This is a genomic window from Jiella soli (assembly GCF_020615385.1).
GTDB lineage: Bacteria > Pseudomonadota > Alphaproteobacteria > Rhizobiales > Rhizobiaceae > VKMB-3413.
The window spans coordinates 657610-677228 of the sequence record NZ_JAJAVB010000025.1; the positions used below are offsets into that span (position 1 = coordinate 657610).

Consider the following 19619-nt stretch of genomic DNA (forward strand, 5'->3'; position numbering starts at 1 on the left):
ACCTCTCCGTCATCTGCGACCGAAACCTCGTCACAAACATGAGTATAAGAGTCAAGATAACGTGCAGGCGCGGCGCCAAGGGCCCATTCGACGTGGCAGACCGGCAACAGTCGGCTTTCTCCCACAGCCGCGGCATTCGCACCATGGCGCTCGGCCCGTGCGGCTGGGTTGTCCTCGCTGCGAGCTAGCCGACGAACGGCCGATTTGCCCTCAGGGCAGGAGCCGGTCACTATGGCCCCGGGCATCGTCGGGCATTCGGCTCGAACCGCGGGCGGCAGGGAGGCCGCACCGGGGTCCTTTCGATGCTCGGACGAGATTTGTCCTTGGGAGGAAAGACGCATGAAATTTTTGAAGACGGTTCTGATGGCGGGGGCCGCGACGGCGCTCGCAGGCTCCGCGAGCGCGGCGGACGGCAGCGGAATCAGCAACGACGCCGTCAAGATTGGCATGATCCTCGACATGTCCGGCGCCTATTCGGCGCTCGACGGTGAGGGGTCGGTGGCCGCGGTCCAGATGGCGATCGACGAGATGGGCGGCAAGATCAACGGCGCGCCGATCGAGCTGATGTCCGGCGATCACCAGAACAAGGCAGACATCGGCACCAACATCGCACGCCAATGGGCCGATCAGGAGCATGTCGACCTGATCCTCGGCGGGGCGAATTCCGGCGTCGGCATCGCGCTGCAGGAGATCACCAGCGAGAAGAACGTCGCCTATATCAACAATGGCGGCGCGACCAACGCCCTCACCAACGAGAACTGCGCTCCCGCGACGGGTCTCCACTGGACCTACGATACCGACGCGCTCGCCAACGGCACGGCCGTGGCGATGGTGAAGGAGGGCAACACCTCCTGGTACTTCATCACCGCCGACTACACCTTCGGCCACAATCTCGAAAAGACGGCGGCCAATGCCGTGAAGGCGAACGGCGGGACGGTCGTCGGCGAGGTCGCCGCTCCGTTCCCGACCGCGGACTTCTCCTCCTTCCTCCTCCAGGCGCAGGGCTCGGGCGCCCAGGTGATCGGGCTCGCCAATGCCGGCACCGATACGCAGAACTCGGTCAAGCAGGCGCAGGAATTCGGCATCGTCCAGGGCGGCCAGAAGCTCGCCTCGCTCCTGCTCTTCCTTACCGATGTCGATGCCCTCGGTCTGAATGCGGCGCAGGGGCTGACGCTGACGACCGGCTTCTACTGGGATTTCGACGACAAGGCGCGCGAGTGGAGCGCGAAGTTCGAGGAGAAGACCGGCTCCAAGCCCACAATGGTGCAGGCGGGGATGTATTCCTCGGCTCTGCAATATCTCAAGGCCGTCGAGGCGACCGGCACGGACGACCCCAAGAAAGTCGTCGCGCAGCTGAAGACGATGCCGATCGAGGACGCCTTCGCCCGCAACGGCAAGGTCCGCGCCGACGGTCTGATGGTTCACGACATGTATCTCGCCCAGGTGAAGACGCCGGACGAGAGCAAGGAGAAGTGGGACTACTACAAGATCATCCGCACCATCCCCGGCGATCAGGCCTTCCAGTCGCTCGAGGACGGCAGCTGCGAGGCGGCCAAGAAGGCGCAATAGCGACGCGCTAGGGCGGTCCGCGGCTTCCTATGCCGCGGACCGTCCGACATCCCTTTGCACCTCGAATCCGGCACCAGGGCCACTCCTCAGGCGAGGGAGGGGGCCGAGGGGCGCGACGGCGTCGGACCGGCGGCCGGCCCTCAGATCGCCTCGCCCTGCAGCAGCCGCGGGCTCGGCCCGCGGCCCATTCCCGCGGCCTGGCCGATGAAGAAATCCTTCAGCGGGGGAGCGCGGTCGACGAGCGACAGGCCGAAGGAGCGCACCGCGCGCAGCAGCCCGACATCGTTGGAGAAGAGCCGGTTCAGGACGTCGGTGGTGACGCCCATCTGCAGCGTGTCGAAGCGGCGCCAGCGCTGATAGGTCTCGAGCACGTCGAGCGCGCCGATGTCGAGGCCGCGGCGCTCGGCTTCCACCACGGTCTCGGCGAGCGCGGCGGCATCCTTGAAGCCGAGGTTCAGGCCCTGTCCCGCAATGGGGTGGATGCCGTGCGCGGCGTCGCCGGCGAGCGCTACCCGCGGCTTGACGAAATCGCGGGCGAGCGTGAGGCCGAGCGGGAAGGCCCGGCGCGGCCCCTCGACGGTGAGGGCGCCGAGCTTGTGGCCGAAGCGCTGTTCGAGTTCCAGTTCGAAGACGAGGTCGTCCGCCGCGATCAGCCGCTCCGCCTCGCGCGTCGTCTCGGTCCAGACGAGCGAGGAGCGGTTGCCCTTGAGCGGCAGGATGGCGAACGGGCCGGACGGCAGGAAATGCTCTTCCGCGCGCCCTTCATGCGGGCGCTCATGGGCGACCGTCGCGACGATGCCGGACTGGCCGTAGTCCCAGTGGAGCGTGCGGATGCCGGCCATGTCGCGGATCTTCGACTTGACGCCGTCGCAAGCGATCAGGAGCCGCGCGCCGATCGATCCGCCGCCGGCAAGCCGGACCGTCACCGCCGCCATGCCCTGCTCGATTCCCGATACCGCAACGCCCTGGCGGACGGCGATGCCGAGTTCGCCGGCGCGCTTGCGCAGGGCGCCGTTCAGCACCGTGTTCGCCAGCATGTTGGCGAAGGGCTCGCCGGGCTTCGCCTCGCCGCCGAAGGTGAGGAAGACGGGCCGCACCGCATCGCCGGTCCGGGAATCAGTGACGATCATCTCGGTGATTGGCTGCGCCTCGTCCTTGACCTCGTCCCATACGCCGAGCCGGGACAGCATGCGCACGGCGGCGGCGGCGATGGCCGAGGCGCGCGCGTCCTTCTCCCAGACGCCCTCCGGCGCCGCGTCGACGAGAACGATCTCAAGATGCGGCGCCGCACTCTTGATGGCAACGGCGGTGGTGAGGCCAACATAGCCGGCACCGGCAATGACGATGTCGGCGCGCTCGCCGGGCTCGGCTTGGGCAGTAGTTTCGGCCATAAGGGTCTCCTCGCTGACGAGCGGCCTATAGCAGATGGCGCTCATGGCGGTCGATGATTGTGCGTCTTGGGCGGCGGGATGCGGCGGGTGGACCTCCGGTCCCGGTCCGGCCCTGTCGTGATGGAGTAGACTAGGATGCTCGACGCTGTTGAACAGCTTCTCGTGACGCTCGACCTTCAGCCTGTCGCGCGGGACAGCTTCCGCGGCCTCAGCCCGAACAATGGCTGGCAGCGCGTCTTCGGCGGCCAGGTGGTCGCTCAGGCGCTCATCGCCGCGCAGCGGACGGTGCCGTCGGAGCGCCCCTGCCACTCGCTGCATGCCTATTTCATGCGACCGGGCGATCCGAAGGTGCCGATCGACTACACCGTCGATCGCATCCGCGACGGGCGCTCCTTCACCACGCGCCGGGTGGTCGCCCTGCAGCACGATGTCGCGATCTTCTCCCTCTCCGCATCCTTCCAGACCGAGGAGGAGGGCTTCGATCATCAGGTTCCGATGCCCGACGTGCCGCGGCCGGAGGCGCTGCCGCACGGCGCGGCGCTCGCCGACACGATCCTGAAGGACGCGCCGGAGGCGGTGCGGCGCTACTGGCAGCGGCCACGGCCGATCGAGTTCCGGCCGGTGCTGCTCGACCACTATCTCTCGAACGAGAAGCTGGAGCCGGTGCAGCGGATCTGGGTCCGCTGCCAGGACGAGATCGGCGACGATCCCGGTCTCAACGCCGCCGTCCTCGCCTATCTGTCGGACATGACGCTGCTCGACACCTCGCTCTTTGCCCATGGCCTGTCGGTCTTCGACGAACGGGTGCAGGCGGCGAGCCTCGACCATGCCATGTGGTTCCACCGCCGGGTGCGGGTATCGGACTGGCTGCTCTATGCGCAGGACAGCCCATCCTCCTCGGGCGGCCGCGGTCTCACTCGCGGCTCGCTGTTTTCGGCCGATGGCACGCTGGTGGCGTCGGTCGCCCAGGAGGGCCTGATCCGGCCGCGTCGCCGCTGATCGCCGCCCGCCGGTTTGCGTAATTCATAGGCATACCGGCACAATTTTCATCAATCGTCCTGCAGTGCGACATGCCTTTTCGGCAGGCAGCCGCGCCGAAATCACCTCAGCGGGCGAGGAATTCGCCGAAAATTCGATCGCCGAGCCCAATTGGCACGCACCTTGATTCCCTCCCTTTCGTCACCGCGCGGGCATACCGCCCCAGGCGGGGGATGGCTCAACTCGGTGGCACCCGCAATGCCGCCCAAGGTTCGAGGTGAACATGAAAATCGTGATGGCGATCATCAAGCCATTCAAGCTGGATGAGGTGCGCGAGGCGCTGACCGGCGTTGGTATCCAGGGTCTGACCGTGACCGAGGTGAAGGGGTACGGCCGGCAGAAGGGTCATACCGAAATCTATCGCGGCACCGAATACGCCGTCAGCTTCCTGCCGAAGCTGAAGATCGAGGTCGCCGTGCCCGTCGACATGGTCGACCGAGCGGTTGAGGCGATCCAGACCGCAGCCAAGACCGGCCAGATCGGCGACGGCAAGATCTTCGTCTTCGGCATCGATTCCGCCGTGCGCATCCGCACGGGCGAAACCGACGCGAACGCGCTTTAATCCGAGGGGAATTGAGAAACATGCGTCTTGGAAAGACACTGCTAGCCGGCGGCGTTCTCGCCGCACTGGCGGCCACCGCTGCCTTCGCGCAGGACACTGGTGTCGCCGGGGTGACGCCCGACGTGGCCGCCGCGCCCGCCGCCGCCGCCGCCTCCACCGTCGACAAGGGCGATGTCGCCTGGATGATGACCGCGACCCTGCTCGTCCTGTTCATGACGATGCCGGGCCTCGCGCTGTTCTATGGCGGCCTCGTGCGTGCCAAGAACATGCTCTCCGTGCTGATGCAGTGCACCATCATCACCGGCGTGGTGATGATCGTCTGGACGCTGTGGGGTTATTCCTTCGCCTTCGGCGGCGGCACCAGCTATTTCTGGGGCGGGTTCGGAAAGCTCTTCCTCGCCGGCGTGACCGTCGATTCCAAATCGGCGACCTTCACGGACGGCGTCGAGATTCCCGAATATCTCTTCATCGTCTTCCAGATGACCTTCGCGGTGATCACCCCGGCGCTGATCGTCGGCGCCTTTGCCGAGCGCATCAAATTCTCGGCGGTGGTGCTGTTCACCATCCTGTGGGTGACCTTCGTCTACTTCCCGGTCGCGCACATGGTCTGGGACGGTTCGGGCCTGATCTTCAACGGCGTCCTGTCGGGCGGCGTCGGCGCGCTCGACTTCGCGGGCGGCACCGTGGTCCACATCAATGCGGGCATCGCGGCCCTGATCGGCTGCATGTTCGTCGGCAAGCGCGCCGGCCTCGGCAAGGACATCATGGCTCCGCACTCGATGACGCTGACCATGGTCGGCGCCTCGATCCTGTGGGTCGGCTGGTTCGGCTTCAACGCCGGCTCCAACCTTGAGTCCACCTCGGCAGCGGTGCTGGCGATGGTCAACACCTTCACCGCAACGGCCGGCGCCATGGTCGCCTGGTGCATCGTGGAGTCGGTCACCCGCGGCAAGGCGTCCATGCTCGGCGCCGCTTCGGGCATCGTAGCCGGCCTCGTCGCAGTGACGCCGGCCTGCGGCACGATCGGTCCGGTGGGCGCCATCGTCCTCGGCGCGATCGCCAGCTGCGTCTGCTACTTCTTCGTCTCCGTGGTGAAGAATGCGCTGAAGTACGACGACAGCCTCGACGTCTTCGGCGTCCACGGCATCGGCGGCATCGTCGGCGCGATCGGTACCGGCATCTTCACCTCCCCGGCACTCGGCGGCATCGGATATGCCGACGGCGTCACCATGGGCGGCCAGGTCTGGGCGCAGATCGTCGCCGTCATCATCACCATCGTGTGGTGCGGCGTCGGCTCGGCGATCTTCTTCGCGATCACCAAGGCGATCGTCGGCCTGCGTCCGACCATGGAGGAAGAGCGCGAAGGCCTCGACCTTACCTATCACGGCGAGGCGGCCTACCACTCGTAGCATCAGCCGCGGGCGCCCGGCGCCCGCAGCTTCCGCAGGATCCGCGACCCGCGTGCCACATGGTGCGCGGGTCGTCTTCGTTCCGATCGAGGGTATCGAAGCCGCTGCCTCGAGGCAGGACGTTCGGTGGCCGTCTGCCATACCGCGACAGAGCGTTCCCTTTGCCTCCCGCATGTCCGCGATATCTCGGCTGACCAAAGCCGGATCCCCGAAAGGGACGGCAATTTCGGATCTTGCGAATCAGGCGCCGCCTTCGGGCGGCGTTGCGACAAGGAGCAGACAGAATGAAAGCGATCACGCTCGCGAAGCCCGGCGGCCTCGACCGCCTGACGATGACCGACATGGAGGATCCCGGTGCGCCGGGCCCCGGCGAGATCCGCGTCAGGATCAGGGCGAGCTCGCTGAACTATCACGACTATGGCGTCGTCTCCGGCAACATGCCCACCGAGGACCGCCGCATTCCGATGTCTGACGGGGCGGGCGAGGTGGAGTCCGTCGGCGAGGGCGTCACCGAATTCAAGCTTGGCGATCGCATCGTCTCCGGCTTCTTCCCGCTCTGGCAGGACGGCGAGCCGCCGGTCGACCATTTCAAGACGACGCCGGGCGACGGGGTCGACGGCTATGCCCGCGAGATCGTCGTGCGGCCGGCGACCTGGTTCACGCACGCGCCGAAGGGCTACAGCCATGAAGAAGCGGCGACGCTGACGACGGCCGGGCTGACGGCCTGGCGGGCGCTCGTCGTCGACGGCGGGCTGAAGGCCGGCGACAGCGTGCTCGTCCTCGGGACCGGCGGCGTGTCGATCTTCGGGCTGAAGCTTGCCAAGGCGATGGGCGCCAATGTCGTGGCGACCTCGTCCTCCGACGAAAAGCTGGAGCGGCTGACGGCGCTCGGCGCCGACCATGTGATCAACTACAAGAAGACCGACAACTGGGGCACGAAGGTCCGCAACTGGACCGGCGGGCGCGGCGTCGACCATGTCGTCGAGGTCGGCGGGCCTGCGACCCTCGCGCAGTCGATCACGGCCTGCCGTATTGGTGGCCATATCGCGCTGATCGGGGTCCTCACCGGCCGCTCGGGCGAGGTGCCGACTGCCGCGCTGATGGCCAAACAGCAGACGCTGAAAGGGCTGATCGTCGGCAGCCGCCGACACCAGATGGACTTCGTCAGGGGAATCGAATCCAGCGGCCTGAAGCCCGAGATCGACAGCACCTTCCCGATGGCGGAAATCGCCGACGCCTTCCGCCACGAGGAGTCGGGCAAGCATTTCGGCAAGATCTGCCTGACGATCTGACGCGGTCGATGAAACAGCCTCTCGCCGCGCAGCTGATCGCATTGGAGACCGGCCTGCTCGATCCGGCGTTGCGCGCCGTTCCGGATGGGGTGGGCGAACTGCTTGCAGAGGACTTCATCGAGATCGGAAGTTCGGGCGGGGTCTTCGACAAGGCGGCGATCATCGCGGCGCTTCTCGCCGAGGCGGCTGAAGATCCTGTCCAGCGAAATGTTTCCGACATGGACGTGCAGCTGTTGTCGCCGGATGTCGCGCTGATCACATACAGGGTCAGGCGCAGCCGGTCGGATGCCGCGAGCGTCGTCAACCTGCGCAGCTCGATCTGGGCCCGGCGCGACGGCCGCTGGCGGATGCGCTTTCATCAGGGTACGCGGGTGCAAGAGCAAAGTGGACCAGAGACGGTATGACGGTTCGGCCATGACCCTCGGCATCGGCAGTGACGATTGCGGCGAGGGCGGGATCTGCGTCTTTCTCGTCGACCTCGACGCGGTCGACGAAGTGGCGGCCGAGTCCTATCGCGATCTCCTCGATCCGGGGGAGAAGGAGCGGTTCGAGCGCTACAAGGTCGAGGGCGCGCGGCGCGAATATCTCGTCGGCCGGGCGCTCGTGCGGACGGCGCTATCGCGGTTCGCACCGGTGGCGCCGGCCGACTGGCGCTTTGCTCCCAACCGGTATGGACGGCCCGCGATCTTCGCCGAACAGGCTCGCCTCGCACCGGGGCTGGTGTTCAACCTCTCGCACACGCGCGGACTGGTCGCGCTCGCCATCGGCCATTCCTGCGACCTCGGCGTCGATGTCGAGACGGTCGTGCGGGAGAGTGCCGTCCATGATCTTGCCGGACGCTATTTCGCACCGTCCGAGGCGGCCTATGCCAGAGCGGCCGAGGGGCCGGAACTCGTCGAGCGGTTCTTCGCGTTCTGGACGCTGAAAGAGGCCTATATCAAGGCGCGCGGCATGGGCCTCGCTCTGCCGCTCGACGGCTTCGCCTACGACATCGCCGGGCAGGGCGCCCCGACCATCGCCTTTACCGACGCCTGCCCGGACGATCCCGGGCGCTGGCGCTTCCTGCGCCGCCGGATCGGTTCCAGCCATCGCCTGGCGCTTGCGGTCTCCGCGCCGCAGGCCGCGATCCGCGTCCGCTTCGTGCGGACCGTGCCGCTCTCGGATGACGAGGAGGAGTTGGAGCGGGCGACGCTGCCTGCGGCGGCGGGAGCCGCGGCGTGAGGCTCCATGCCGTCAGCGACATCCACCTCGGCTACCAGGCCAATCGCGAGGCGATCCACGACATCGAGGCGCGGCCGGACGATTGGCTGATCCTGGCCGGCGATGTCGGGGAGACCGAGCGGCACATGCATCTCGCATTCGACGCGCTGCAGCCGAAGTTCAGGCAATTGGTCTGGGTGCCCGGCAATCACGAGCTCTGGGCCGTGACCGGCCGCGACGGCGAGCCGGGCGAGCGGCCGCTTCGCGGCGAGGCCCGCTACCGGCGCTTCGTCGATCTGTGCCGCGCGCGCGGCGTCCTGACGCCGGAGGATCCCTATCCGGTGGTCGATCTGGACGGAACCCGCGTGCGCATCGTGCCGATGTTCCTGCTCTACGACTATTCCTTCCGTCCCGCCGACGTGCCCGCCGAGGCGGCGCTTTCCTGGGCGCGGGAGGACGGCGTGCGTTGCGCCGACGAGCAGTTCCTGCCGCCCGACCCCCATGAGACGCGGGCCGACTGGTGCCGGGCGCGCTGCGAGGCGACGCAGGCGCGGCTCGATGCGGTAAGCGACGACCTGCCGAGCGTGCTGGTCAATCACTGGCCGCTGATCGAGGAACTCGCGAGACCGCCGCGGATTCCCCGCTTCTCGCTCTGGTGCGGCACGCGCCGCACCGCCGACTGGCACCGCCGCTACAATGCGCGCGTGGTGGTGTCGGGCCATCTGCACATGCCCTCGACCCGGATCGTCGACGACGTCGTGTTCGAGGAGGTTTCCTTCGGCTATCCGAAGCAGTGGCGGGGCCGCCGTGAGCCGGATGCGGCGCTGCGTCAAATCCGCATCTGATCCCCTCGCGGTAACGCAGCCTCGCCGGCCGTCCGCGCCCTCCGCAGACGCGAACGGCGCGGCAACCTCTCGGTCGCCGCGCCGTCGAAAGTCTTGCCTGTGCCGGCTTCGGTCTTCCGCGGGAAGGGCGTCAGCCGATGAGGTGGAGTAAGGCGACCGTCGCCGCGAGCGCGAAGGCGACGAGGGTGGTGACGGCGAGGGTCTGTGCGGCCTGACTGCGAAGCATGGGGTGCGCCTTTCGTGCGAGCGCGTTGACGATGCCGCGCATGTGGGGTGTCCGGCGCTTCGGCGAGAGCCTGTTTGCGACACGCCGTGACGCGTTTCGACAAGGTGCAAGTCACAGGCAAAAAATGTTGCTGGAATGGGCAACCTGCCGTTAATTTCGACAAGCTTGTCGCAAGCGCCGGTCGTCCCTAGCCCGGCGCCTGGCCGCCCGTCAGACGCTGTGCGAGAAGATGTCCTCTTCGCTCCAGCCGGCGAGGTCGAGCCGCACGCGCGTCGGCAGGAAGCCGAAGCAGGCCTTCGCGAGATCCATCCGGTCCTCGCGTTCCAGACGCTTGTAGAGAACGCCCATGATGTCGTGGAGGTAGAGGACGTCGGAGGCGGCATATTCCACCTGCGCCGGCGACAGCGTTTCCGCCGCCCAGTCCGAGGACTGCTGCTGCTTGGACAGGTCGACGCCGAGGAGTTCGCGCGCCAGGTCCTTCAGCCCGTGGCGGTCGGTATAGGTGCGGGTGAGGCGCGAGGCGATCTTGGTGCAGAAGATGCCGTCGGTCATGGCGCCGAACGCGTGGTAGAGCGCGGCGACGTCGAACCGGCCATAATGGAAGATCTTGGTCTTCGAGGCGTCCTTCAGAAGCGCCACGATGTTCGGCGCCTCGCGCTGGCCCTTGGCGATCTGCACGATGTCGGCCGTGCCGTCGCCGGGCGACAGCTGGACGACGCACAGGCGGTCGCGCTGCGTGACGAGGCCCAGCGTTTCCGTGTCGATGGCGACAGGGCCGGTATAGCGCGAAATCTCGGGAAGATCGCCTTTATGGACGCGGATGGTCATGATCGCTTGTGCCCTTCTGTAACAGTTCACGTGCCTTAGCGGATTTCAGCGCACCCGCAAAAGACTTCGCTTTGGAAATCGCCTCTTTCGACCTCTGCAACGCCGCGCTCCCGCCGCCAGGAGGCTCGCCCGGGATCTCATCGCTCACGGTCACGGATTGCGGAGTTCTGTGGAGGCGCCGGGCACCGCCGCGTTTCCAGACGCCGCCAAGATGGTGCAGACACTCGCCGCAGCAGGTCCTGAACTGGCGCCCCGAAGCGGCGGCGATCAGCTGCTGCCGGCGACCTTGCGGACATTGTCGGCGTGAACCGCTTCATAGGGCGGAAAATACTCCACCGCGCCGCTCTCGAAATCCTCTGCGATGAATGCGCGAAGCGGGAGCGCCGCCAGCCTTCGATCGCAGCGGCAGGCGAGCAGCCGCTCGACATAGCGTCGCGTGGCATCGATCAGCTCCGGCCCGAAACCGCCTGAAGCGATGCGGGCCTCGGCCCCGTGATTGGGCAGGATCCGCTTGGGGGCCAGCGCCGCCAGCTTTTCCAGATCGGCAAGATGGGCTTCCAGCCGGTCCGGCTCGGCGACATAGGTGATCGGGTCCTCGAGCGCGTCCCCCGCGAGCAGGAGACCCTCGTCCGGCAAATGGAGGAGCGTTCCGTCCCGGCTGTGAATGTCGACGAGCCGGATTTCCACCGCGGTCTCGCCGATCGTCAGCACCTCCCGGTCGGAAACCGTGCGCGTCGGCATGACCAGGGGCCGGATCGGCGGATTGCCGTCCTCGATGGTGTTCCGCTCGCGCGTCAGTGCCGCGATCGTTTCCTCCTGCGCAAGGATCGGCCGGTCGGCGAAGACGGCATTCCCTGCCACATGATCGCGGTGCCAATGGCTGAGGACGACGGTGATGTCGCTGACGCCCAGCTCTTCCAGTGTACGCCGCACGATCGCGGCATGCGCCGGCGAGATATGCGTGTCGTAGACCAGCGCCGCCTCTCCGGAGACGATCGCATAGGTCGCGACGCCGAGTTCGTAGGCACCATCGTCGAGCCAGTTCGGCTCAGCCGAATAAGCCCGCCGTCCGGCCATCCGACCGTCATAGAAGGCGACAATCCCGGGAGCCGGGCGATGCATTCGCAGGCTCGAGCCGAGAGAGGGGAAGGCGTCGGTCGTGTCCATGGGCCGACCATGGCAGAGGTCGGCCGAGCGGTCCATCGGCGCATCGGGGACGCCCTGCCGGGCATGAGCAACGGGCAAAGGGCAGGCGGCCGCGGGGGCGCCGACGGTTCAGCTGGCCTTGGCTTGCGGTCCCGGACACTCCCCTTGCGAATGCGAGCCCGGCTCCTCACCGAGCTGCATGGCGATTCCCGCGATCGCGCATTCGCGCATGATCAGGCGAAAGAGCATCAGGGTCTGGGCGCGCCCTTCATAGCCGAACTCGCTCGCGAGCGCGCTCGCAAGCACCGGCACGTCGACGAACGAACCTTCCGCCGAGATGTCTGCGATTCGGGATCTTACCAATCCCCGCAAGGACTGATCCATGGAATTCTCCCGTCCTCTCGAAGGCATGCGCCACGAGGACCCGTTCGTTGAAATCTTGTTGCCGCCACCAACGATTCGCCGCCACCCATTGCATGGTTGCGAACGAATCCCGCCCCTTGCGCAAAGGCTCTCCCCACCCGCCGGAGATCGGAGTCCGGCTGCGCTCCAGGGAACGCCCCGACGGGGGCGCTACGGTGTCAGCGAAGTGAATTTTCGGTAGGGCCGGGCTTCCCTCGTGAGGGAAGGGCCGGGCCCTGCGGGAGTTAGACCCGTTCCATCGCGACGGCGATTCCCTGGCCGACACCGATGCACATCGTCGCGAGCGCCAGCCGCTTGCCGGTTTGGGCGAGCTCCAGGGCCGCCGTGCCGGTGATGCGGGCGCCGGATGCGCCGAGCGGATGGCCGATCGCGATCGCGCCGCCATTCGGATTGATGTGCTCGCCGTCGATCGGCAGGCCGAGCTCGCGCAGGACCGCAATGCCCTGGCTGGCAAAGGCCTCGTTGAGCTCGACGACGTCGAAATCCGACGGCTTCAGCCCGAGCAGCTCGCACAGTTTCTTCGACGCCGGGGCAGGGCCCATTCCCATGATCCGCGGCGGCACGCCGGCGGTCGCTCCTCCCAGGACGCGCACGATCGGCGTCAGGCCGTGGCGCTTCACCGCCGCCTCGCTGGCGACGATCAGCGCCGCGGCGCCGTCGTTGACGCCGGATGCGTTGCCGGCGGTCACCGAGCCGCCCTCCTTGCGGAACGGCGTCGGCAGCCGGCCGAGCTTTTCCAGCGTCGTGTCGCCGCGCGGATGCTCGTCGGTATCGACGATTTGCGGCTCGCCCTTGCGCTGCGGGATCGACACGGGAACGATCTCCCTGGCGAGGCGCCCGGAGGCCTGCGCCGCGGCCGCCTTCTGTTGCGAGCGAAGCGCGAAGGCGTCCTGATCGGCGCGCGAGATGGAAAAGTCCGCCGCGACGTTCTCGCCGGTCTCCGGCATCGAATCGACGCCGTATTGCTGCTTCATCAACGGGTTCACGAATCGCCAGCCGATCGTCGTGTCGTAAATCGCCGAATCGCGCGAATAGGCGCTCTCGGCCTTGGGCATGACGAAAGGCGCACGTGACATGGATTCGACGCCGCCCGCGATCGCAATCTCGATCTCGCCGGCCTTGATCGCACGTGCCGCGGTGATGACCGCGTCCATGCCGGAGCCGCACAGCCGGTTCAGCGTCACGCCCGGCACGCTCACCGGAAGGCCGGCGAGCAGGGACGACATGCGCGCGACATTGCGATTGTCCTCGCCGGCCTGATTGGCGCAGCCGTAGAAGACCTCGTCGATCGCTTCCCAGTCGACCCCGCCATTGCGCTCCATCAGCGCCTTGATCGGCACGGCGCCGAGATCGTCCGCGCGCACGGCGGCGAGCGCTCCCGCAAAGCGTCCGAAGGGCGTGCGGATGTAGTCGCAGATGAAGGCGTCGGCCATGATGGGCGTCCTGTGTTGATCGGCGCGGTTATGCCGCGAGCGAATGCAAAAGGAAATGGGGCGTGTTCCCGGACCTTGGTCCGGCGGCACACCCGGGGGAAGGTCAGGCGGCGCGCCGGCTGGCCTCGCCGGATCCCGCCGCCGGCGCGTCGGCGGCGCGCGATGCCACGGTCCGGGCCGCATGGTAGAGCCGCTCGACCCGCTTTTGAAGACCCTTGGGGCTTTCCGCGTAGAGACGCTGCGCGGAGTCGCGCGCGGACTGGCGCAGCTCGCTCTGCCGCCTGTCCATCAGGCCGAGCACAATGGTCAAGGTCTGCTGCGAGCCGAACGAGCCGGGATCGGCCGCGACGGCGGCCCGAAACACCGCGTAGTCGTGGTCGAGGCCGAGGTCGTCGCCGATGCCCTTGGCCGTTTCCGCCATCGGGGCGAAGATCTCGGGCCAGAGAGGCCTGATCAGGCGGAAATGCATGGAGGCGTATTTCGCCCGCTTGCGCAGATCGTGGAAAAGCTCTGCGTCGCGCCGCTTCTCGGTCGCGGCCAGGGCCGACCGTCCGCGCGCGTGCGTGCGGGCGATGCCGCCGGCAAGGATCCGGCTCGCGCCCGCCCTGGGCTTTGCGATGCGCAGATGATCGAGCCGATCATGGGCCCTTTCGAGGGCCGTCCCCACCAGTTCCAGTTTCGGGCCGAGGTCGCCCTCGCTCGCCGCCGCTTCGTCGCGATGTTCGACGAGACGCCCCCGGACCTCGGCGAACGCCTCGGTGGTCACCTCTTCCTCGAAACGCTTGGACAGCGCGTCGAGCGCCTCCACCAGTGCGGCCTTGTCGCGGACGAAGGAAAGCTCCTTCGCCGTATCCCGGAACCTGTCGTTTTCCGATCGGTAGAAATCGGGGTCTGCATTGCGGATGATCCGGATGAGGCCGCGGAGCTTCTTGAAGCGCTTGCGGGCATCGTGGATCGCCTCGTGCGGATCGCCTTCCCGATCGGCGATGCTCTTCTCGATCTTGCGAAGCTGCTCGCGCGCGATTCGTCGGACCTCTTCGTCGAGCGGTGCAACTGGGTCGATCTGAAAGGCCATTTTCCCCGATCTCCTGTCTGATGCGGCGAATGTGGTCGCTGGGGACGCGAGCGCAAGCGGTCCCGCGCGGCGGCCGAACGATCGAGTGCGGACAGCCTGCGCCGGCATGCCGAAGCGTCAGGCGAGTCTATTGTTTCGGCCGATGTGCTCTCCCACGCAATCCGTGAGCCATGGCTCGCGGCAGTCGCCGAGGACCCTTGTCCAGATACTTTCATTATTTCGCAATGCGATATCGTGTCGAAGTCTTCGCGATTGTGGCGAGGAGTATGGGATGAGTCCCTTGGTATGCCTCGGCGAGATCAAAATCGAGTGACCGCAAAAGCACGATCTGGATGGGATTTCGCTGTAGTTTAGGCCTCTGGCGGCGCAGAATTGGTTACTGAATCTGCCGGTAAGTCCGGAATTGCCCTTACGGTATTTGAGAAAGGTTCGATCGGTGCTACCGTCGCGTGGCTCAGATCGACTGTCGAGAGAGCTGCTGGCAGCCAGCACCGAGCGTCGTTGAAACACAGGCCGACCGATCGGCCGTCATTCTGCGGCGCAGTCACGCAAGGGGCATCCAAACGGAGTCGAACATGAAGTTCTGGAGCTTGATCGGGTTCAGCCCGACGCGGGAAGCCGAGGCCGAAAGCGCGCCCGACGTTTCCCGTCGCCGCCTTCTGGTGGGGCTGGGGCTTGCGGGTTGTGCCGCTGTCGCTGGCCCCATTCTGTTTTCCGACGAGGCCGAGGCGGCCTTGGCGGAAAGCCCGGCCGACGAACCGGCCGCCGTACCTGCCGAGGACGGCAGTTACGAGACCGCGCAATATTATGACGACGGCCATCGGCGTCGCCGCCATCGCCGGTACCGGCGTCACGATCGTCGCCCGCGCAGGCGTCGCAGCGCCGCCTGGCTGTGCCGCAACGACCGTCACTACCGCCGCAGCCACAGGCGCTATTGCTATCGGCTGACGCATCGCCGCCGCCGGCATCGCGGCAACAACTACTAAGCAGGACGACCGGCTGATGCGGGCTGGAGCGCCCGGCCCGCATCGATCGGCTCGATCGATCAGCTCTGCGTTTCATCCGGGCTGACCCTCGGTGCGGCAGGCTTGAATCGGGCGCTCGGGGTAGGCATTGCCGCGTCGTCGAGCGGGCCGGTGAGTGTTTCTCCCGCGCCGCCCGTCGCGTCGGCGCAGCGCAGTCCCGTCTGATCGCCATGCCATGCGTCCGCAAGCATGCGCGGCATGTTGCGCCGTGGCCGGAAAGATGCCGCGGCGGGTGAAGCCTGCGGATTCTCTCTGCATTTCCCCTCGCGTCCTTCGCTGGACGTTCTTGACCTGTTCTTCCGACTGCACTAGGCCCGAGGGACGCGGGATTGCTCTTCGCGTCCGAGGCGGCCGGTGCGTCGCCGCATCAGGTGCGGATGGAAATGACCCTCCAGCGACGGTCCCGTGACGAGAAGATCCGCCCGGCATCGGCAAGATCGGGCTTGCTGGCGGCAGGCGCCTTGCGCTGGGTCTGGCGGGCATGATCGGCAAGCTGAAGGGGACCGTCGACGAGATCGGAGACGATCACGCGGTCGTCGACGTCCACGGGGTCGGCTATGTCGCCTTTTGCGGAGTGCGAACGCTTTCGGCGCTTCCCGGTGCCGGCGAGGCGGTGATCCTGTTCATCGAGACGGTCGTGCGCGAGGACGCCATCCGGCTCTACGGTTTTCTCTCCGCCTCCGAGCGCGATTGGTTCCGTCTCCTCCAGACCGTCCAGGGCGTGGGCGCCAAGGTGGCGCTCGCCGTCATCGGCACGCTTTCGGCCGGCGACCTCGCCAATGCCGTGGCGCTTCAGGACAAGGCGATGGTGGCGCGTGCGCCAGGCGTCGGTCCGCGGGTCGCGGCGCGGATCGTCGCCGAGCTGAAGGACAAGGTGCCGGCCTTCTCCGGCGCCGCGGGCGAGGAGAGCTTCGGCCTGAAGCGCGACATCGGCGGCGGCACCGCCGCAGCGCCGATCGCCGACGCGGTCTCGGCTCTGGTCAATCTCGGCTATTCCCGCGACCAGGCGGCGAACGCCGTCGCTGCGGCCGTCAAGGACGCGGGCGAGGGGGCGGAGAGCGCCAAGCTGATCCGGCTGGGGCTGAAGGCGCTCAGCCGCAATTGACGGAGCCTTCGCGGCGCTCATATTTCTTACTGCTGGGCCGTTTGTAAGGAGAAAGACCGTGATGGTTTCGGTGATCACCAGCAAAGGGCAGGTCACAGTTCCCAAACAGGTGCGCGATGCCTTCAATCTGAAGGACGGGGATCGACTGGAATTCGTGGTCGTCGACGATACGATCGTCGTGGTTCCCCGCAACCGCCCGATCGAGAGCCTTTTCGGGCGCTTGGCGAAGTACGGGAAGGCCGGTACCACGCTGGGGGATTACGATGACGCTATTGGTGAAGGTATAAGCCGGCATGTGGAGGGAAGTTGCGGTCCGATCCTCGACAAGGCTGGAGAATGATCGCCATCGATACGAATGTCCTCCCACGGGCCATGCTGGACGACGATCCCGTTCAGTCTCCGGCCGCCAGGCTTTTTTTGCAGACACTGACCCAGCAACATCCCGGCTACGTCGGCGTACCGGTGATGCTGGAGTTCTTTTGGGTGCTTCGAAGCAGCTTGCGCTTGCTCCGCCGTGAAATCGTCACTTCGATATTCGAGCTGTTCGGTGTCGACACGCTCGTCTTCGAAGAGTCGGATATCCTCATCCGATCGCTGCGATATTTCGAGATGGAGGGTATCGACTTCTCGGATGCGGTCATAGCCCAGAGGCACGCTCGGGACGGCTGTCAACGAACGGTCACCTTCGACCGGAAAGCCGCCGCCTGCATCCCATCCATGGAATTTCTTGCATGAGCGAGACCTCGCGCCTGATTTCGCCGGACAAGCGCGGCGAGGACGTCGATGCGACGCTGCGCCCGCAAAGGCTCGACGAGTTCGTCGGCCAGGCGGCCGCGCGGGCGAACCTGAAAGTGTTCATCGAGGCGGCGAAGGCCCGCGGCGAGGCGCTCGACCATGTCCTGTTCGTCGGCCCGCCGGGCCTCGGCAAGACCACGCTTGCGCAGATCATGGCGAAGGAGCTCGGGGTCAATTTCCGCTCGACCTCCGGACCGGTGATCGCCAAGGCCGGCGATCTCGCCGCGCTGCTCACCAATCTGGAAGAGCGCGACGTTCTCTTCATCGACGAGATCCACCGCCTGTCGCCGGCCGTCGAGGAGATCCTCTATCCCGCGATGGAGGATTTCCAGCTCGACCTCATCATCGGCGAGGGACCGGCGGCACGCTCGGTGAAGATCGACCTGTCGAAGTTCACGCTGGTCGCGGCGACGACGCGGCTCGGCCTCCTGACGACGCCGCTGAGGGACCGGTTCGGCATTCCCGTGCGCCTCAACTTCTACACGGTCGGGGAGCTCGAGCAGATCGTCAATCGCGGCGCCCGCCTGATGAGCCTGCCGATGAGCGAGGACGGGGCGAAGGAGATCGCCCGCAGGGCGCGGGGAACGCCCCGCATCGCCGGCCGGCTCCTGCGCCGGGTGCGCGATTTCGCCCATGCCGAGGGCGCCGAGATCGTCGACCGCCGCGCGGCCGATGCCGCGCTGACGCGGCTCGAGGTCGACAGTCTCGGCCTCGACCAGCTCGACCGGCGCTATCTGGATCTCATCGCGCTGAATTTCGGCGGCGGGCCGGTCGGGATCGAGACCATCGCCGCAGCCTTGTCGGAGCCTCGGGACGCGATCGAGGACATCGTCGAGCCCTATCTCCTGCAGCAGGGTTTTCTCCAGCGCACGCCGCGCGGGCGATTGCTGACGCAGCACGCCTTCCGCCATCTGGGGCTCGCGGTGCCGCCGGCCTATCAGGGCAGTCAGGCGAGCCTCTTCGAGGATGGCGGCGAGGGGTGAGGCGCTGCGGCGCTGTGGGGCGGCCGGGGAATGATCGCGCTTCACCTTGCGCGCGGCGACCGGGCGAGGCAGAGGGGGAGGGGCCGGCAGCCTTGTTCCGGCGCACCCCGTTCCCGCCGTCGAAAGCGCCGTCCCGATGAGCCAATTGCCTGCCTGCCCCGCCTGCCAGTCGGGCTACACCTATGAGGACCGCGATCTCCTGATCTGCCCGGAATGCGGACATGAATGGTCCGCCGCCGGGGAAGCCGCTCCCGCCGGCAAGGAATATCGCGATGCCAATGGCAATCTTCTGGCCGACGGCGACAGCGTGACCGTCGTCAAGGACCTGAAGATCAAGGGCACGTCCCAGGTGGTCAAGGTCGGCACCAAGGTGAAGAACATCCGCCTCGTGGAGGGCGACCACGACATCGACTGCAAGATCGACGGCATCGGCGCGATGAAGCTGAAGTCGGAATTCGTCCGCAAGATCTGAACGACCGGGGCAGGCTGTCGGGGCATCGAAGCTGCCGGGGCCGATCCGAACCGCTTTCGTCGCCGATCCGCACGGGACCCGATCCGACGCCGGAGCGCTTCTTGGCCTCACGCGCGGGCAGCAAGCCGCACAGGCGCGCTCGCGGCCAACCCGGCCTCGCCTTGCGTAAAAAGCTCCTCGACCAGCGCGCGGCAATAGTCCTGCGAGGGAGGCTCGGCGAACAGGATGCGGTAGACGATCGGCGCCACGACGCGGTCGATCACGGTCTCGGGGTCCGGGAAGCTCTCGGCGCGCTGCGCCGCGCGCGCGGCGAACGTCTCCATCTGCCGGCGAACGATGTCGCAGCATTTGCTGGCGTTGTTGACATCGGACCGGCTGGCGAGAATGTCGCGGAACATCTCGCGCCCCACATCGGACGCCATCTCCTCGGCATATTGCTCGGCCCAGGCCGAAAGGTCGCCCTTCGCCGAGCCGGTGTCCTGCGGCTCCCCGTCCGGGCGGATCCGTTCCATCGCGACATCCGCCAGAAGTTCGGAAAGGTCTCCCCAGCGCCGGTAGATCGTCGACGGCGTCACCTTCGCGCGTTCCGCGATCGCGGGGATCGTCAGCTCGCCGCGGCCGGCTTCTTCCATGAGACTACGGGTGGCCGCATGCACGGCGGCCTGCACCCGGGCGCTGCGGCCACCGGGACGGCTGGCCGATCTTGCGGACATGGCATTACTCCCGCAACGGCTTCGAGAGCCGCGCAATCTCTTATCGCAAAATAATTGCGTTAGCGGTGCGAAGGCGCTACATGGACGAA

General features: G+C 66.9%; 21 protein-coding genes. 14 read left to right on the forward strand and 7 right to left on the reverse strand.

Translation table 11 applies throughout. The annotated features are described in order from the left end of the window. The first annotated feature begins 339 nt into the window (after positions 1–339). Positions 340–1569 (forward strand): ABC transporter substrate-binding protein, encoded by a 1230-nt coding sequence (locus tag LH400_RS17555; RefSeq protein ID WP_229154237.1) that lies wholly within the window; start codon positions 340–342, stop codon positions 1567–1569. A gap of 140 nt (positions 1570–1709) precedes the next feature. Here the strand turns inward: LH400_RS17555 and LH400_RS17560 are convergent, their stop codons facing one another. Then, on the reverse strand, positions 1710–2960 hold the full coding sequence (locus tag LH400_RS17560; RefSeq protein ID WP_229154239.1) for a ubiquinone biosynthesis hydroxylase: 1251 nt from the start codon (positions 2958–2960) through the stop codon (positions 1710–1712). Positions 2961–3095: 135 nt separating this feature from the next. Here LH400_RS17560 and tesB point away from each other — a divergent pair, with 135 nt between their 5' ends. The 7 genes from tesB (at position 3096) to LH400_RS17595 (ending at position 9306) form a co-directional block, all read left to right on the forward strand. Then, complete coding sequence (gene tesB / locus LH400_RS17565) at positions 3096–3959, forward strand: acyl-CoA thioesterase II (RefSeq protein ID WP_229154242.1); 864 nt, start codon at positions 3096–3098, stop codon at positions 3957–3959. Between the two features lie 262 nt (positions 3960–4221). Continuing rightward, entirely contained in the window at positions 4222–4560 is a 339-nt protein-coding gene (locus LH400_RS17570) for a P-II family nitrogen regulator (protein WP_229154447.1), read from the forward strand. Between the two features lie 20 nt (positions 4561–4580). Beyond that, positions 4581–5969 (forward strand): ammonium transporter, encoded by a 1389-nt coding sequence (locus LH400_RS17575; RefSeq protein ID WP_229154244.1) that lies wholly within the window; start codon positions 4581–4583, stop codon positions 5967–5969. Positions 5970–6253: 284 nt separating this feature from the next. After that, on the forward strand, positions 6254–7261 hold the full coding sequence (locus LH400_RS17580; protein ID WP_229154246.1) for a zinc-dependent alcohol dehydrogenase family protein: 1008 nt from the start codon (positions 6254–6256) through the stop codon (positions 7259–7261). Positions 7262–7302: 41 nt separating this feature from the next. After that, positions 7303–7665 (forward strand): nuclear transport factor 2 family protein, encoded by a 363-nt coding sequence (locus tag LH400_RS17585; RefSeq protein ID WP_229154248.1) that lies wholly within the window; start codon positions 7303–7305, stop codon positions 7663–7665. Next, a complete protein-coding gene (locus tag LH400_RS17590) occupies positions 7646–8482 on the forward strand; it encodes a 4'-phosphopantetheinyl transferase family protein (RefSeq protein ID WP_229154250.1) in 837 nt (278 codons plus the stop codon). Before LH400_RS17585 ends, LH400_RS17590 begins: the two co-directional genes overlap by 20 nt. Beyond that, positions 8479–9306 (forward strand): metallophosphoesterase family protein, encoded by an 828-nt coding sequence (locus LH400_RS17595; RefSeq protein ID WP_229154251.1) that lies wholly within the window; start codon positions 8479–8481, stop codon positions 9304–9306. Before LH400_RS17590 ends, LH400_RS17595 begins: the two co-directional genes overlap by 4 nt. 436 nt (positions 9307–9742) lie before the next feature. Here the strand turns inward: LH400_RS17595 and LH400_RS17600 are convergent, their stop codons facing one another. The 5 genes from LH400_RS17600 to LH400_RS17620 all read right to left on the reverse strand — a co-directional run bounded on the left by LH400_RS17600 (position 9743) and on the right by LH400_RS17620 (position 14437). After that, the gene (locus tag LH400_RS17600) at positions 9743–10360 is read right to left on the reverse strand and encodes a ribonuclease D (protein ID WP_229154252.1); all 618 of its coding nucleotides are present in this window, start codon (positions 10358–10360) and stop codon (positions 9743–9745) included. Between the two features lie 267 nt (positions 10361–10627). Beyond that, positions 10628–11527: an MBL fold metallo-hydrolase gene (locus LH400_RS17605; RefSeq protein WP_229154253.1), complete on the reverse strand. Its 900-nt coding sequence runs from the start codon at positions 11525–11527 to the stop codon at positions 10628–10630. A 108-nt stretch (positions 11528–11635) separates the two neighbouring features. Next, the gene (locus tag LH400_RS17610; protein WP_229154254.1) at positions 11636–11890 is read right to left on the reverse strand and encodes a hypothetical protein; all 255 of its coding nucleotides are present in this window, start codon (positions 11888–11890) and stop codon (positions 11636–11638) included. 263 nt (positions 11891–12153) lie between these two features. Further along, positions 12154–13362 (reverse strand): 3-oxoadipyl-CoA thiolase, encoded by a 1209-nt coding sequence (gene pcaF, locus LH400_RS17615; RefSeq protein ID WP_229154255.1) that lies wholly within the window; start codon positions 13360–13362, stop codon positions 12154–12156. Between the two features lie 103 nt (positions 13363–13465). Then, the gene (locus tag LH400_RS17620) at positions 13466–14437 is read right to left on the reverse strand and encodes a CHAD domain-containing protein (RefSeq protein WP_229154256.1); all 972 of its coding nucleotides are present in this window, start codon (positions 14435–14437) and stop codon (positions 13466–13468) included. A gap of 575 nt (positions 14438–15012) precedes the next feature. Here LH400_RS17620 and LH400_RS17625 point away from each other — a divergent pair. The 6 genes from LH400_RS17625 (at position 15013) to LH400_RS17650 (ending at position 18817) form a co-directional block, all read left to right on the forward strand. After that, the gene (locus LH400_RS17625; RefSeq protein ID WP_229154257.1) at positions 15013–15423 is read left to right on the forward strand and encodes a twin-arginine translocation signal domain-containing protein; all 411 of its coding nucleotides are present in this window, start codon (positions 15013–15015) and stop codon (positions 15421–15423) included. 520 nt (positions 15424–15943) lie between these two features. Next, complete coding sequence (gene ruvA, locus LH400_RS17630; protein WP_229154259.1) at positions 15944–16567, forward strand: Holliday junction branch migration protein RuvA; 624 nt, start codon at positions 15944–15946, stop codon at positions 16565–16567. 61 nt (positions 16568–16628) lie between these two features. After that, positions 16629–16907, forward strand: a complete 279-nt coding sequence (locus tag LH400_RS17635) for an AbrB/MazE/SpoVT family DNA-binding domain-containing protein (protein WP_229154448.1) — start codon at positions 16629–16631, stop codon at positions 16905–16907. Continuing rightward, complete coding sequence (locus tag LH400_RS17640) at positions 16904–17302, forward strand: type II toxin-antitoxin system VapC family toxin (RefSeq protein ID WP_229154261.1); 399 nt, start codon at positions 16904–16906, stop codon at positions 17300–17302. The genes LH400_RS17635 and LH400_RS17640 overlap by 4 nt, the downstream gene beginning before the upstream one ends. Beyond that, complete coding sequence (gene ruvB / locus LH400_RS17645; RefSeq protein WP_229154263.1) at positions 17299–18345, forward strand: Holliday junction branch migration DNA helicase RuvB; 1047 nt, start codon at positions 17299–17301, stop codon at positions 18343–18345. Before LH400_RS17640 ends, ruvB begins: the two co-directional genes overlap by 4 nt. Positions 18346–18481: 136 nt before the next feature. After that, positions 18482–18817 carry a zinc ribbon domain-containing protein YjdM gene (locus LH400_RS17650; RefSeq protein WP_229154265.1) on the forward strand — a complete coding sequence of 112 codons (336 nt, stop codon included), beginning with the start codon at positions 18482–18484 and terminating at the stop codon, positions 18815–18817. Between the two features lie 107 nt (positions 18818–18924). Here LH400_RS17650 and LH400_RS17655 read toward each other — a convergent pair whose 3' ends face one another. Next, the gene (locus LH400_RS17655) at positions 18925–19530 is read right to left on the reverse strand and encodes a TetR/AcrR family transcriptional regulator (protein WP_229154267.1); all 606 of its coding nucleotides are present in this window, start codon (positions 19528–19530) and stop codon (positions 18925–18927) included. Positions 19531–19619: the final 89 nt, after the last annotated feature.

Excerpts from the sequence above, each read along its gene's own strand:
- LH400_RS17655 (WP_229154267.1), bottom strand. The coding sequence starts at position 19,530 with ATGTCCGCAAGATCGGCCAGCCGTCCCGGTGGCCGCAGCGCCCGGGTG.
- LH400_RS17640 (WP_229154261.1), top strand. The coding sequence starts at position 16,904 with ATGATCGCCATCGATACGAATGTCCTCCCACGGGCCATGCTGGACGAC.
- LH400_RS17625 (WP_229154257.1), top strand. The coding sequence starts at position 15,013 with ATGAAGTTCTGGAGCTTGATCGGGTTCAGCCCGACGCGGGAAGCCGAG.
- LH400_RS17610 (WP_229154254.1), bottom strand. The coding sequence starts at position 11,890 with ATGGATCAGTCCTTGCGGGGATTGGTAAGATCCCGAATCGCAGACATC.
- LH400_RS17650 (WP_229154265.1), top strand. The coding sequence starts at position 18,482 with ATGAGCCAATTGCCTGCCTGCCCCGCCTGCCAGTCGGGCTACACCTAT.
- LH400_RS17560 (WP_229154239.1), bottom strand. The coding sequence starts at position 2,960 with ATGGCCGAAACTACTGCCCAAGCCGAGCCCGGCGAGCGCGCCGACATC.
- LH400_RS17580 (WP_229154246.1), top strand. The coding sequence starts at position 6,254 with ATGAAAGCGATCACGCTCGCGAAGCCCGGCGGCCTCGACCGCCTGACG.
- LH400_RS17575 (WP_229154244.1), top strand. The coding sequence starts at position 4,581 with ATGCGTCTTGGAAAGACACTGCTAGCCGGCGGCGTTCTCGCCGCACTG.
- pcaF (WP_229154255.1), bottom strand. The coding sequence starts at position 13,362 with ATGGCCGACGCCTTCATCTGCGACTACATCCGCACGCCCTTCGGACGC.
- ruvA (WP_229154259.1), top strand. The coding sequence starts at position 15,944 with ATGATCGGCAAGCTGAAGGGGACCGTCGACGAGATCGGAGACGATCAC.
- LH400_RS17555 (WP_229154237.1), top strand. The coding sequence starts at position 340 with ATGAAATTTTTGAAGACGGTTCTGATGGCGGGGGCCGCGACGGCGCTC.
- LH400_RS17635 (WP_229154448.1), top strand. The coding sequence starts at position 16,629 with ATGGTTTCGGTGATCACCAGCAAAGGGCAGGTCACAGTTCCCAAACAG.
- LH400_RS17600 (WP_229154252.1), bottom strand. The coding sequence starts at position 10,360 with ATGACCATCCGCGTCCATAAAGGCGATCTTCCCGAGATTTCGCGCTAT.
- LH400_RS17570 (WP_229154447.1), top strand. The coding sequence starts at position 4,222 with ATGAAAATCGTGATGGCGATCATCAAGCCATTCAAGCTGGATGAGGTG.
- ruvB (WP_229154263.1), top strand. The coding sequence starts at position 17,299 with ATGAGCGAGACCTCGCGCCTGATTTCGCCGGACAAGCGCGGCGAGGAC.
- LH400_RS17605 (WP_229154253.1), bottom strand. The coding sequence starts at position 11,527 with ATGGACACGACCGACGCCTTCCCCTCTCTCGGCTCGAGCCTGCGAATG.
- tesB (WP_229154242.1), top strand. The coding sequence starts at position 3,096 with ATGCTCGACGCTGTTGAACAGCTTCTCGTGACGCTCGACCTTCAGCCT.
- LH400_RS17620 (WP_229154256.1), bottom strand. The coding sequence starts at position 14,437 with ATGGCCTTTCAGATCGACCCAGTTGCACCGCTCGACGAAGAGGTCCGA.